The 13,818-nt window shown below is 41.0% G+C and carries 14 protein-coding genes; 3 read left to right on the top strand and 11 right to left on the bottom strand.

Annotated elements, in window-relative coordinates; all coding sequences use genetic code 11:
• Nucleotides 1-3: 3 nt before the first annotated feature.
• On the bottom strand, nucleotides 4-1,182 hold the full coding sequence (locus tag CO686_RS01570) for a galactokinase (RefSeq protein ID WP_045616738.1): 1,179 nt from the start codon (nucleotides 1,180-1,182) through the stop codon (nucleotides 4-6).
• A 164-nt stretch (nucleotides 1,183-1,346) separates the two neighbouring features.
• Between CO686_RS01570 and galR the strand changes: the two genes are divergently transcribed.
• Nucleotides 1,347-2,348 carry a DNA-binding transcriptional regulator GalR gene (galR, locus tag CO686_RS01565; protein ID WP_049501575.1) on the top strand — a complete coding sequence of 334 codons (1,002 nt, stop codon included), beginning with the start codon at nucleotides 1,347-1,349 and terminating at the stop codon, nucleotides 2,346-2,348.
• Between the two features lie 67 nt (nucleotides 2,349-2,415).
• On the opposite strand, the gene CO686_RS01560 is transcribed toward galR, so the two are convergent.
• From CO686_RS01560 to CO686_RS01550, 3 genes are all read right to left on the bottom strand, one after another.
• Nucleotides 2,416-3,453 (bottom strand): zinc-binding dehydrogenase, encoded by a 1,038-nt coding sequence (locus CO686_RS01560; protein ID WP_049501574.1) that lies wholly within the window; start codon nucleotides 3,451-3,453, stop codon nucleotides 2,416-2,418.
• Nucleotides 3,454-3,807: a stress response transcriptional regulator NmlR gene (nmlR, locus tag CO686_RS01555; protein WP_001022654.1), complete on the bottom strand. Its 354-nt coding sequence runs from the start codon at nucleotides 3,805-3,807 to the stop codon at nucleotides 3,454-3,456. It lies immediately after the preceding gene.
• Nucleotides 3,808-4,012: 205 nt separating this feature from the next.
• Entirely contained in the window at nucleotides 4,013-4,900 is an 888-nt protein-coding gene (locus tag CO686_RS01550; protein ID WP_000095927.1) for a cation diffusion facilitator family transporter, read from the bottom strand.
• 132 nt (nucleotides 4,901-5,032) lie between these two features.
• Here CO686_RS01550 and CO686_RS01545 point away from each other — a divergent pair, with 132 nt between their 5' ends.
• Nucleotides 5,033-5,587: a TetR/AcrR family transcriptional regulator gene (locus CO686_RS01545; RefSeq protein WP_000166618.1), complete on the top strand. Its 555-nt coding sequence runs from the start codon at nucleotides 5,033-5,035 to the stop codon at nucleotides 5,585-5,587.
• Nucleotides 5,588-5,613: 26 nt separating this feature from the next.
• Complete coding sequence (locus CO686_RS01540; protein ID WP_000958147.1) at nucleotides 5,614-5,946, top strand: hypothetical protein; 333 nt, start codon at nucleotides 5,614-5,616, stop codon at nucleotides 5,944-5,946.
• Nucleotides 5,947-5,979: 33 nt separating this feature from the next.
• Here CO686_RS01540 and pnuC read toward each other — a convergent pair whose 3' ends face one another.
• The 7 genes from pnuC to CO686_RS01505 form a co-directional block, all read right to left on the bottom strand.
• On the bottom strand, nucleotides 5,980-6,717 hold the full coding sequence (pnuC, locus tag CO686_RS01535; protein WP_000014133.1) for a nicotinamide riboside transporter PnuC: 738 nt from the start codon (nucleotides 6,715-6,717) through the stop codon (nucleotides 5,980-5,982).
• Nucleotides 6,718-7,106: 389 nt separating this feature from the next.
• A complete protein-coding gene (locus CO686_RS01530; protein ID WP_049501573.1) occupies nucleotides 7,107-8,627 on the bottom strand; it encodes an ABC transporter permease/substrate-binding protein in 1,521 nt (506 codons plus the stop codon).
• Nucleotides 8,620-9,348 carry an ATP-binding cassette domain-containing protein gene (locus CO686_RS01525; protein WP_049501572.1) on the bottom strand — a complete coding sequence of 243 codons (729 nt, stop codon included), beginning with the start codon at nucleotides 9,346-9,348 and terminating at the stop codon, nucleotides 8,620-8,622. Before CO686_RS01525 ends, CO686_RS01530 begins: the two co-directional genes overlap by 8 nt.
• Before the next feature lie 72 nt (nucleotides 9,349-9,420).
• Nucleotides 9,421-9,864, bottom strand: coding sequence for a MarR family winged helix-turn-helix transcriptional regulator (locus CO686_RS01520; protein WP_000872571.1), 444 nt, complete (start codon nucleotides 9,862-9,864; stop codon nucleotides 9,421-9,423).
• Nucleotides 9,865-10,008: 144 nt separating this feature from the next.
• Entirely contained in the window at nucleotides 10,009-11,202 is a 1,194-nt protein-coding gene (locus tag CO686_RS01515; RefSeq protein ID WP_096753799.1) for an O-antigen ligase family protein, read from the bottom strand.
• A gap of 132 nt (nucleotides 11,203-11,334) precedes the next feature.
• The gene (gene gtfA / locus CO686_RS01510; RefSeq protein WP_033606274.1) at nucleotides 11,335-12,777 is read right to left on the bottom strand and encodes a sucrose phosphorylase; all 1,443 of its coding nucleotides are present in this window, start codon (nucleotides 12,775-12,777) and stop codon (nucleotides 11,335-11,337) included.
• Between the two features lie 196 nt (nucleotides 12,778-12,973).
• Complete coding sequence (locus tag CO686_RS01505; protein WP_000711260.1) at nucleotides 12,974-13,807, bottom strand: carbohydrate ABC transporter permease; 834 nt, start codon at nucleotides 13,805-13,807, stop codon at nucleotides 12,974-12,976.
• Nucleotides 13,808-13,818 lie beyond the last annotated feature (11 nt).

The raw sequence follows: 13,818 nt of genomic DNA, 5'->3' as shown, positions 1-13,818 counted from the left end.
CTCCTAGTCTAAAACGCGAGTGCCACCTGCAACTTCAGCGATATAGAAGCTTGGAGCATATCCAACGACTTCCTCATAGTGCTTGCCAACAGCTGCTTTAAAGGCCTCAACAGCATCTTTTCGCACCAAGGCAATGGCACAGCCACCAAATCCTGCCCCTGTCATACGAGCACCCAGAACACCTTCCTGAGCCCAAGCTGTGTGAACAAGGGTATCCAATTCCAAGCCAGTTACTTCATAGTCATGCTCCAAAGAAACGTGAGATGCATTCATCAAGCGACCAAAGGTTTCCAAATCACCTGCTTGAAGGGCTGCTTGAGCTTTAAGAGTACGTTGGTTTTCAAGCACAGCATGGCGAGCACGTTTTAAGCGATTTTCATCTTTAATCAGATAGCTGTATTGGTCAAAGGCCCACTCATCCAATTCACCCAAGGTCTGAATATCCAAGGCAACTTGCAATTCTTCCACAGCTTTTTCACACTCAGCACGGCGTTCATTGTACTTAGAGTCCGCCAGTTCACGACGTTTGTTGGTGTTCATGATAACAACGACATTGTCCTTCAAATCAAGTGGCACCAAGTCGTACTCCAAAGTGTTGGTATTCAGGTAAATGGCACGTTGGTCAGCACCCATACCGATGGCAAACTGGTCCATGATACCAGAGTTTACTCCGATAAAGTTGTTTTCTGTTTGTTTTCCGATTTTAACCAAATCCAAACGGTCTAGTTTTAAACCAAAGAGATGCTCTGCCACAACCCCTGTCAAGAGTTCCAAGGATGCTGAAGAGGACAAGCCTGCACCATTTGGGATATTCCCATAAACATAAAAATCAAACCCTTTGTCAATCACATGCCCAGCTTCTTGCAAGAAATGAAGAACCCCTTTTGGATAGTTGGTCCAGCTGTGCTCTTTTTCAAATTTGAGGTCAGCAAGAGGCACTTCGATGATACCCTTGTCCTCAAAGTTGGCTGAGTAGAAACGCAAAACTTGATCGTCACGCTTGCGAGCTGCACCATAAGTTCCCAAAGAAATAGCAGCTGGAAAAACGTGACCACCGTTGTAGTCCGTGTGTTCACCAATCAGATTGATACGACCTGGTGAAAAGAAAGTTTGGTCTGCTTCTTGACCAAAAACGGCAAGAAAATCTTTGCGAAGGGCTTCAGTAGTAAGATCTTGTGTCATATAAATTCTCCTTTGACTGTCCGTTAAGTCATCTTAACGTGTAATCGTTTTCTTCTATTGTATCCAAGGGATTTACCAAGGTCAATCCTTTTTACTAAACTTTTACTAAACTATCAGTAAAAATCAGAAAAATATGATATACTAACCTAAAAGGAGGAGGATTTATGGCTACCTTAAAAGACATCGCACAGCTAGCCTCTGTCTCTATTGCGACCGTATCTCGTGTCCTCAATCGCGACCAGAGCCTATCTGTCACAGAAGAAACCAGACACCGTATTTTAACCGTCGCGGAAGAGCTAGGCTATACTAAGCACCTCAAGACAGGCGAATCCCACAAACCAAAGCAAAAGATTGCCATTATCCAATGGGTCAGCGAACAAGGGGAGTTGGAAGATCTCTACTACTACCAGATTCGTCTCGGTATTGAAAAAAGAGCCCAAGAGTTGGACTATGATATCTTGCGCTATTTTAATGACCATCCTTTTACACTGAGCGAGGAAGTGATTGGCATTCTCTGCATCGGAAAATTTAGCCGAGCTCAGATTGCTGCCTTTGAAGAATACCAAAAACCTCTAGTCTTTATAGACAGCGATACCCTCTCATTAGGTCATACCTGTATTATCACTGACTTTTACACTGCTGTGAAACAAGTTGTAGACCATTTCCTCAGCAAAGGTATGAACCATATCGGAATTCTCACAGGCCTTGAGGAAACAACCGACCAGGAAGAAATTATCCAGGATAAGCGACTAGAAAATTTCAAAGACTATACCCAAGCAAATGGAATCTACCATGAAGAACTGGTCTTTCAGGGGAGCTTTACTGCCCAGTCTGGCTATGACTTGATGAAGGAGGCCATTCACAAGCTAGGAGAACAACTCCCACCAGCCTTTTTCGCAGCCAGCGATAGTTTAGCCATCGGTGCCCTCCGTGCCTTTCAAGAATCTGGAATTAGCCTACCAGACCGCGTCAGCCTCATTTCTTTTAACGACACTAGCCTGACCAAGCAGGTCTATCCTCCTCTTTCTAGCATTACCGTCTATACCGAAGAAATGGGCCGAGCAGGTATGGATATTCTTAACAAGGAAGTCCTCCACGGTCGCAAAATACCTAGCCTAACCATGCTGGGAACCAGACTGACTTTGAGAGAAAGTACGCTGCCATAACTCAACAAATATACCAACGCAAAAAATCCTAATAGAGAGTCTCAAATCTCCATTAGGATTTTCATTGTTAATCCATCACAATCATAGACTTAATGGTCTTGCGTTCATCCATATCTTTATAAGCCTGGTCGATATCTTCCAGTTTATAACTTGAAGTAAAGACGCGACCTGGATTGATGTCTCCATCAAGAACCGCTTTTAACAAAACTTGTTTGTCATAAGTGGTAACTGAGGCTGCTCCACCTGCCACTGAAATATTTTGGGCAAAGGTTGAACCAAGGGCACGGTTATTATAATGTGGAACACCGACAAATCCCATGCGTCCTCCATTATGAAGGACTCCAAGGGCCTGCTCAACGGCTGCTTCAGTCCCAACACATTCAAGGGCTGCATCTGCTCCACCACCGAGGATTTCACGCACCTTGGCAATTCCCTCTTCGCCACGTTCAGCCACAACAGCTGTCGCCCCTGATTCCAAGGCCATCTTTTGGCGGTCTTCATGACGGCTCATAAGGATAATTTGTGATGCACCACGCATCTTAGCTGCAATGACAGCGCATTGACCAACAGCCCCATCACCGATAACGACCACCTTGTCGCCCTTTTGCACATTAGCAACACGCGCCGCATGATAGCCTGTCGGCATGACATCAGCAAGTGTCAAAAGTGACTTGAGCATGCCTTCGCTATAATCTGAAGGTTGACCTGGAATTTTCACAAGTGCCCAATTAGCAAAGTGGAAACGGATGTACTCTGCTTGGACCCCGTTAGACCAGTTGGTGCCAATATGGCGGTCACAAGTCCCATCATAGCCAGCGCGACAGGCATCACACTCCCCACAGCCATGGGTGAAAGGTGCGATGACAAAGTCTCCTGATTTTACTGTAGTAACGTTCTCACCAACTTCTTCGATAATTCCGATAGCCTCATGACCGCTATTTCTATGTCCTTCTTCGATTTCTGGATTACGGTAACTCCAGAGGTCCGAACCACAAACGCAAGTACGGACAATGCGGATAATAGCATCATCTGCTTCTATAATTTGCGGACGTTCAATTGTAGCAAGTCCAACCTTGCCTGCCTTTGTATATACTGCTGATTTCATTTAAAATTTTCCTTCCTTGTAAAGTTTAATTTTGAGATTTAAGCGATTTAAAGCCGTCTGTAACTGAGAAAAGCGCTCTTCTAATTTTTTCTTTTCCTCTTCTAAAATACCAAGCCTTCCCTCTCGCGTTTCATCCCCCTTTTGGTAGAGCGACATATAGTCAACTAAACTGTCTACAGAGACACCCGCCGAACGGAAACACTTAATAAATTCCAGTGCTTCTATATCCTGATCTTGAAAGTCACGAATCCCAGTTGCAGTTCGAGTAATCGGTGGCACAAGACCAACTCGCTCATAATACCGAATCGTATCCGCTGAAATTCCCAATAAGTCGCTGACAGATTTAATATTCATATACTAGCCTCCTTTCATATCCTTCATTGAATTTAAGCAATGATAACTCACTTATCTTATTATACAACTTTGAGTTGACTCCAAGTCAAACATTTTGCATCTAAAAGAAAAATTCTTTTAATTACCAAATTTTTAAAATATTTAAACTGGAAATAAAATACTCTATTTCAAATAACATAGGGGTTCAATCATTCTTGACTCTATACTAATGATGCCCATGCTTCTGCTCTAACTCTCTCACTCTCCGTCTATGTTGCGCATGATTGCTTTGACTGCTATCTACTTCAATAGTGATATTCTGCACGCCTCTTTCTTCTAAAAATTGACGCACTACTTCTTTGGTTTCCATCATCTGTTCCCAGTCCTTGATACAAATGTGAACAATAGCATTATTCTCTAGACCATCCATGGACCAAATGCTAAGTTGATTAACACTTTTGACATTGGGTAGAGCCTCTAAATCTTTCTCCAAATCACTTGTCTCGACCCCTTCTGGCACAGCATCTAGGAAAATTTTTAGTGCACTCCAAAAGCGTGGAATGGCTTTCGACAGAATAAAGATGGAAATGACCAGAGATAAAAGCGGATCGAGGATATACCAGTCCGTAAATCGAAGAATAATCGCCATTAGAATGACAGCCAACCAACCAAGAGTATCTTCCAAAAAATGCAAGCTAAGAATAGATTCATTCTTTGTTTTTCCCTTACGAACTACCAGACTAGCTAGCACATTGATAGCTACCGCAATGATTCCCAGCCAGAGAATCCCTTCCTCATTAACGGGTTGCGGGTGAGCGATCTTTGTGACATTTTCCAAAATCACTAGGACAGACCCTATCATAAGAATCACAGCCGTTAGCATGGCCCCTAAAAGACTAAAACGTTTGTAACCCAAGGTGTACTGTCTATCTTCTTCACGATTGGAAATCGTTTCTAAAAGGGCAGATATGCCAATGGCTATAGCATCTCCCAAGTCATGAACAGAATCAGCAAGAACTGCACTCGAACCAAAGATTCCTCCTGCGATAAACTCAACAATCGCATAGCTTAAATTTAAGAAAAAAGCTAACCAGATAGATGTTTTAGAACTCATTTCTCTCCCTCCTTTGGTATAATGGGTATATACATACTTCTTTCATTTGTATTATCTAATAAAATCCAAAGAAAGGATAGAAGCAAACTGTCAGTCCTGTTCAGTTCTGAACAGTTTGTCACTAGTGTCTATATGACAAAAAGAGACCGTCGAGTCAGCAAGACGAAAAAAGCCATCTACCAAGCTTTTTTACAACTTTTGAACGACAAGGGCTATGATGCCACTACTGTTCAGGATATCATTGACCTAGCAGATGTTGGGCGCTCCACTTTTTACTGTCACTACGAGAGTAAGGAACTCCTTTTAGATGAGCTCTGTCGCTACCTCTTTCATCATCTCTTTGAAAGGGAAGGACACTTGACTACCGAGGACTACCTCGCACATATCTTTTTACATTTTCAGAAAAACCAGGACCATGTCACCAGTCTCCTTTTTTCCAAAAACGACTACTTCCTCCGCCAACTACACAGGGAACTCAAACACCACGTTTATCCCATGGTGGCGGATGACTTGCAAGAAGCCTATCCAAACATTCCGGACTCCTACCTCCAGCATTTTGTTGTAACGAACTTTATCGAGACCCTAACTTGGTGGCTAAAAAAAGGAAAATCTTATACCGAAAACCAAGTGGTGAAATTTTACCTTGATGTAATAGAGATGACCTCTACAACTCCACTTGATAACTAAGCCTGAAACTCAGAAAGGAACCAACTATGTTAACTTCGATGATTCTAGGAATACTAACAATTGTACTAGCTCTCGCCTTCTCATTGCTTCACCTTGCTGCTGCTTTTTCAGCCATGAAACAAAAGAACTACAGTCTGGGAAACACGTGCATCTTGGTTGGCAGTTGCCTCACATCTCTGGCTCTAGCCATCTTTTACTTCGTTCCAGTTGCAACCATTCTTCTATGGATTGTGGGTTCGAGTATCGTCTGCTATGGAGCCTACTGGAACGGCCAACAGAAAGAAAAGCAACATATCTCGCACCACATCGTTCGTATAACGACCGCTATTATCATTACGGTATTATTCATTTTGCTCTAACACAAAAAGGATCAGATGATCCTTTTTTACTTTTTAAGCGCTTTTTGCTGCCTTGCTCCACTGATACCACCCAACTAGACTATTGATCAAGTAAATCAGGTATTTTCCTTGGATTTGCAGGCTTTCTCCCCACCAGAGATAGATTGAAAAGACAGTAGTAGCAGCCCAGAATATCCACTGTTCACGGTAAACAGCTGTCATGAGGATTTGCCCTACACCATTGGTCGCATCAGTGATAGAATCACGATAGGGACGATTAGCTCCGATAGACTGATAAATAAACCCAAAGGCCAACCACCAAAGAACACTAATAGAAAGATACTTTGTCCAACCCTTGCCGTCTAGTTTACGTGCGACAAACTCTTGTTGTTCTTTCTTAAACTGGGCTTGATAAATCCAAACCAAGAGACCAATTGGCTGCATAATTGTAAAATAGAGAGTTGTTAAAACCTCACCATAGAAGCCTTTCTGCAAAGCCAAGATAAGGTAAATGACAGAGTTAATCAAACCAAAAAGGTAATTACTTGCTCGACCTTCTGATACAAAGATGACACAGATAATTCCAGTCAGGCTACAAATCATCCCAACCCAGTCAACAATGCGGTGTTCATAAATCAACTCAAGCCAGATTGGAAAACTTCCTAAAACTAGCAGGTAAAGCCACTGGGAAAAACTACGATTGGCAAAGAGGTCATTCCAGATAGCCTTCATAGTTCCTGAAAATCCTAAATCAGCCATAGCAGCAACCATACGGCGGTAACCGCCAGACATTTCACCAAGAGTAATTTTGATATTCTTGAGTTTTGTTTACAAATAAGTCGTCATATTTTCTCCTTTTGTTTTTAAAGAGCTGTGTCTGGATAGACTTTCGGACGCAACGCTCTATTATATATCTACTGAACTGTCTATACACAAGATTTCCATCCTTAGTCGACATGAGCTGGAAATCCTTATTTGTTAAGTAGTTCACAACTCATTATACAACTAATTTCTGAATAGTCAAGTGTATTTACAGTAAAATTTTGAAAATCCTGAAAATTTCCTCTTATTTTCCATTTAAAAATGAAAATCATTAATTCTGACACTAAAAAAGCCCAGACAACATTGTCTGAGCATTCTTCTGTATGTCATTTAAAGAAGTTGAGTTTGACATTTTCAATCTATTTCTTCAACAATCCTTGTTCTTGGAGAAACTCCTTGGCTACTTGTTCTGCTGACTTGCCTTCAACACCGACTTGGTAGTTGAGCTGGCTCATCTGGCTTTCAGTAATTTTACCAGCCAATTTATTGAGAACTGTCTCCAACTCAGGATGTTTCTTGAGAAGAGCTTCTTTCATTAGTGGAGCTCCTTGATAAGGTGGGAAGAGTTGCTTGTCATCTTCCAAGACCTGTAAATCATAACGCGCCAATTCTGCATCTGTCGAATATGCATCTGTGATTTGAATATCGCCTGACTGAATTGCCTGGTAGCGAAGGGCTGGCTCCATGGTCGCTACATTGAGATTGAGACCATACATTGATTGCAAGCCCTTATTGCCATCTTCACGGTCATTAAATTCGAGTGTAAAACCTGCCTTCAGCTGCCCTTCCACTTTTTTCAAGTCCGAAATGGTCTTCAAGCCATATTCTTGAGCAATCTTTTTCGGAACAGCTACAGCGTAGGTATTTTGATAAGACATGGGTTTGAGATAGGCAAGATGATCCTGTTTGGCAATGCCATCACGCGCCACTTGATAAACCTGATCTGGCTCATGCCCCACTTTAGGTGCTGGTTGAAGCAAACTTTCAGTCACCGTACCCGTAAATTCAGGATAGATGTCAATATCCCCTTTTTTCAGAGCTTCATAGAGGAAGCTTGTTTTCCCAAAATTCGGTTTAACAGTCGCAGTCATACTGGTATTTTCTTCAATGAGGAGTTTATACATATTGGCCAAAATTTCTGGTTCCGGTCCCAATTTCCCAGCAATCACCAAGTTTTCTTTCTCTTTTTGAGCTAATAGAGCTGGACTATAAGACAGACCGAGCAATAAGGTCACCAAGGCAAAACCAGAGAAAATCGTCCGCAATTTTGCTTTTTCCATCACTTTTAGTAGGAAGTTAAAGGCAATGGCAAGCACTGCTGAAGAAAGCGCCCCAATCAAAATCAGACTGGTATTATTACGGTCAATCCCCAAAAGGATAAAGGAACCCAGTCCGCCTGCCCCAATCAAGGCTGCCAAGGTTGCCGTACCGATAATCAAGACCGCTGCCGTCCGAATCCCAGACATCATAACAGGCATGGCAAGTGGAATTTCGAATTTCTTGAGACGCTCCCATCTGGTCATCCCAAAGGCAATCCCAGCCTCCTGCAGACTCGGATCAATTCCCTTCAGCCCAGTGATGGTATTTTGTAAAATCGGGAAAATCGCATAAATCACTAGAGCTGTCAAGGCCGGTAAGGTTCCAATTCCCATCAAGGGGATGAAGAGCCCCAACAAGGCAAGAGACGGGATGGTCTGGAAAATCCCTGCAATCTGCAAGACCCAGTCCGCCATCTTTTCATGATAACGAAGAAATACCGCTAAGGGGACTGCAATAAAAATAGCTAGTAACAAGGTCAAAAGTGACAACTGCAAATGTTGAGATAGAGCTGTTACCCAATCACCAAAACGATCCTGAAAAGTTGATATCAAATTAGCCATGAACACTACCTCCAAACAAGTCTGCTACAAAGTCTGTTGCAGGCGCTTTTAAAATCGTCTCGGGATTCGCCACCTGACAAATCTCTCCATCCTGCAAAACAGCAATACGATCACCTAATTTCAAAGCTTCATCCGTATCATGGGTCACAAAAATCGTTGTCATCCCAAACTCTTTATGCAATTCTTTCGTCAGAACCTGCAACTGTTTTCTCGAAATAGCATCCAAAGCCGAAAAGGGTTCATCCATGAGGAGAATCTTAGGCTGACCAATCATAGCACGGACAATGCCGACCCGTTGCTGTTCTCCACCAGATAATTCACTCGGAAGTCGATGCCCATACTCAGCTACTGGTAAACCAACCTTAGCCAAAAGCTCTTCTGTTTTCGTCGCTATTTCTTCCTTACTCCACCCCTTCATCTCAGGAATGAGAGCAATATTTTCTGCAACCGTTAAATTGGGAAACAGAGCAATGGCCTGTAAAACATAACCAGTAGAAAGACGAAGTTCCCGCTCGTCATAGTCTTTGATGCGCTTGCCATCCATATAAATATTTCCATCAGTTGGTTCCAAAAGACGGTTAATCATCTTGATCATGGTTGTCTTACCAGATCCAGATGGACCAACTAAAACCATGAACTCCCCATTCTCAATCCGTAAATTGACATCTCTCAAAACATCTTTTTCTGTGTAGCGTAGCGCTACATTTTTGTATTCAATCATTCTTTGTCCTCAATTTAAAATTTTCCTCGGTTTGTCAAGTTACCAAACTTTTAATAACTAATTTACCCCATTCTAAACCTCATTTTCCTGCTCTTTCAGATTAGCCAAAATTCTTTCTTGAAAACCTTCAAACTGACGAATTTCTTCCTCTGAAAATCCTTTGTAACAGATAGTATCCAATCTCTGACTGACACGTTGCCCAACTTCTTTCTGGGACTTGCCCAACTCTGTTAAAACTAAATACTTCTTACGCTTATCTTCTCCACACGGACTGACAGTTATAAGATTTTGCTCCTCTAACTTTTTTATCATAGTCGTCAACGTATTATTAGCAAGCCCAGTCGCAAGCGCAATATCTGTCGCAGTTGCACAGCCCGTCTTACTATTCCATAAAACCGCTAAAATCTTTCCCTGCTCACTCCGATAAAGAGAGTCAGGGTCTTGTCTCAGTAACTTTTGAAAAAGCCGCCCATTCAACAAACGAATATGATGGGCTACCAAATGACAATATTTCATGAAACCTCCAATTTATTTCTATATCGATACGAATAAAAAACATTATAATACTTATTATTCCAATTGTCAACTATTTCGATTTAGAACTAATTTTTCTCAGTAAAAAATCTCCTACTCAAGGTAGAAGATTTCAATCTTATAAACTTAATCCGTCATGTCTGATACCAAGGTTCGACGCTCCAATGGAATACTGCACATAACTAACAAGAAAATGAAACCTGACTGAATCCAGAAAAGGGCCAAGTCAAAGATTCCATGCACAGCAACCACTGTAAGGAAAGATAGATAAAGACCGATAATTGGACGTTTCCCCGACTCCTGACTCATATCCATCATCAAACGAACAGGAGCAACAGAAGACAAAGCTAATAAAATGGTTCCCACAATTCCGTAACTCAGAATCGTATCAATATAAAGGCTGTGAGCATGTTCATGATAAGGAGCATTTATCCGAGGATAAGAGTGCATATAGGTCAATGGCCCCTCCCCCCAAAAAGGATTTTGCTTAAACAAGGCCATCCCAGCATCCCAGATAGAAATGCGTTCTTCCATAGAGGAATCTAAAGTCCCCATCCGAACTCCCAAATCACTAGAAAAAAGGAAACTCAAGCCAATCGCAAAGACCCCGATACTAAGCCAAAAGGCCTTCCAGTTTTTAATGGTTGTAAAGAGATAAATGATGGCTCCAGCGATAATAGCAGGAAAGGCAGTTCGATTTTGAGTAAAGTTCAATCCAAAGAGATTAACAAAGCCTGCAATCACACAGAATACCTTCAACCAATTCAACTTGGTCGTTGTAAAGAGATAAAAGGCAATCATGATACAGAAGCAACAGATAATCCCATAATAGTTAGGATTAAAGAAGGTCACCTCTGCACGGTTTTGGTGCCATACCTGCATATTAGGCGAAAGAAAGGCGTAGTTAAATTTCTTTACAATTTGGAAATGCTCCAAAGTAGCAAAAGCCGCAGAGAGCACACTTCCAAACAAGATTGTCTGCAGTATCAGTCGAAAGAAAGCATGTGTCAGACGTTTCTGGTAGAAGCTAAAGAAAATGAGGAAGAGAAACATCAGTAAAGATGCTGCTAGACCAAGCCAGTTCTTGGCGACGATAGAGATGATACTACTGTAGGCAATAAAAAAGAGAAGTACAGGATGTTTGGCCAATCCTTTGATAATTCCCTTCATTTCCCCAGTAACAAGTAAACCTATCAAATATAAAGCAAAGAGGGCTAAGAACAAATAAAAAGGTAAAAAGATACTTATGATCATCAAATACAAAAAGAAATCTTTTTTCGAAAGCCCTCTTATCTTATCCAGTAATCCAATTGATTTCAAAACGGATCCTTTCTGTTCTGAATTTCTCCAGAAGATAAATGCTAAACTATCTTTATATTCTACCATTTTTTCCGTCATTTGGGAACAATGAACACGTTTTCGCCACAAAAAAAATCTTTCATTAATATGGCACTAGAACTGAATGTTTCTACCGTTTTCCACTACTTGATAGGTCTGACTTTGCAAATCAATTTCTGCTACTGCTGTTACGGACTTGTCTTTATTTTGACGTTTGATTACAATGCTGTGAGCTGTTGGTGTTTCAATGTCAATAGTCCCTTCTAGGTCAAAGGCCTCTGACCGATTACGGAAAGAAAATAGATTGAGAAGGGACTTCACCACAGGACGTTGAACTTCTTCTGCTATTTCCTCATTGCTATAGTAATGACGATTAATATTTCGACCTTCTTTGGTTTCTTCTAATAATTTCAAGTCATTTTTTCCTGCTAATAGACCCACATAGTAAACCTGAGGAATGCCTGGCGCAAAAGCTTGAATCAAACGAGCGAGGAAGTACTTGACATCATCATCTCCAAGCGCAGAATAGTAGGTTGAATTGATTTGGTAGATATCTAGATTGTTATACTCTGCACTAGAGTACTTACGTTTGACATTCGCTCCAACCTTATAGAGCTCATTTGAAGCATAGTCAATTTCCTCATCGGTCAGGATATCCTTGACATCTACCACTCCAATCCCATCATGGGTATCTAGTGTCGTAAATTGCTTCATCGGGCTCATCTTTAACCACTTAGCTAAGCGCTCTGTTCTGGAACTGTAAAGAGTATAAAGGGTCACCATTGGAAGGGCAAAATCGTAAACATAGTAATCATGATCCGCTATTTTAAACTGAATCGAATAGTGTTCATGAATCTCAGGTAAGAGCTCTGCACCGTATTCAGCTCCTATATCCCGGACCTTATCCAATAAGTCCCAAATATCTGGTTCCACAAAGAAATCATTGGTATCCAATTTCTTCACCGCATAAGCAAAAGCATCTAGGCGAATCAAATCACACCCGTTACTTGCTAGATGTTGAATCGTCTTACGGATGAAGCTCATCGTTACTTCTTTGGTCACATCAAGATCAATCTGCTCCTCACCAAAGGTATTCCACAAATGTTCTACTGAACCGTCTGCAAAAACGATCTCTTGCTTTGGTGCACGATCCTTACGCTTGTAAATTAAATCTACATCAGCTTGTGTCGGACGGTTTTCCGGCCAAAACTTGTCCCAGTTTAAAAAGAGATCTTTAAATTCACTAGCTTCATGTTTTTCTTGATAGTCCTTATAATATTTAGATTGACGAGAAATATGGTTAATCATAAAGTCAAACATAAGATAATATTTCTCACCTAAACGCTTAACATCCTCCCAATCACCAAACGCTGGATCCACTTCATCATAGTCCACTGGTGCAAATCCGCGATCACCTGTTGACGGGAAAAATGGTAGAAGGTGAACTCCCCCAATAGCATCGCCAAAATGTTCTTCCAAATTCTCATACAAGTCTTTAAGGTTATTTCCAAGACTATCTGAGTAAGTAATCAACATAGTTTTATTTTGAATGGTCATAGATGTTCTCCTTTTTCTGATGAAAGCCAAGTCTTATATGACCTGGCTTCGTAAATGAAAGATATTTTTAGATTTTTGTTCAGTACTAATATAGACTGCAATCAACTAAATACGACTTTCTTGTTTTCTACATAGAAATGCCAACAAGCTGAACCGTTCCTCTATGTATGGAATTATAGATTCCATAAGCACTTTCTTACTTCACTGCCCCGTTACTCATTCCTGAAATGATATGTTTTTGGAAGATGAGGTAGACAATTGTTATCGTTACAATTCCCACAATATAAGATGCAAAACTTGGGCCATAGTCATTGAAGTACTGACCTTGGTAGTTGTATTGGAAGAGAGGCAAAGTCCACATCTTGGAATCCTTATTCAGAATCAAGAGTGGCAACATAAAGTCATTCCAGAACCAGAGAGCATTGATAATCAAAGTTGTCGCATGCATGGGCTTCAACATTGGAAAAATGATTCGACGATAAATTGTAAAACGATCAGCTCCATCAATTTCCGCAGCTTCATCCAAACTATCTGGTACACTGATTTTTATATAACCAACATACAAGAAGAGAGTCTGTGGAATAGCATAAGTTAGGTAGAGTATTACTAGCCCCCACATATTTGCTAGACCGAGTTTACTCATCATAACTGTGATGGGAATCATAATCACCTGAAATGGAACAAATATCCCTAAGATCAGGAGCGAATACATAATTGCAAAGGCTTTTTTCTTGGACATATTTCGAGCAATGGAATAAGCTGCAGCTGGTATAAAGAAAGCTACTACAATCAATGATAACACCGTAATAACTGCTGAATTCCAGAAATAGCCTCCAATTCCATCCGAAATCAATCGTTCATAATTACTCAACGTAAAAGGATTGGGCAAACTAAAGAAATGATTCATGATATCCTTAGTTGTTTTGAAAGAACTAAATACCGTTACCAACAAAGGAACAAGTATAAAAATACCACCGACTATCAAGAGGACATATTTCCAAAACTGATTCAATTTTTCTTCTTTTTTCATGTGTAGGACTC

This window comes from Streptococcus oralis (genome assembly GCF_002386345.1).
Taxonomy (GTDB): Bacteria; Bacillota; Bacilli; order Lactobacillales; family Streptococcaceae; genus Streptococcus; species Streptococcus oralis_S.
Note: the sequence above shows the minus strand (reverse complement) of the source record. Positions and strands in the feature narration are given on the sequence as shown.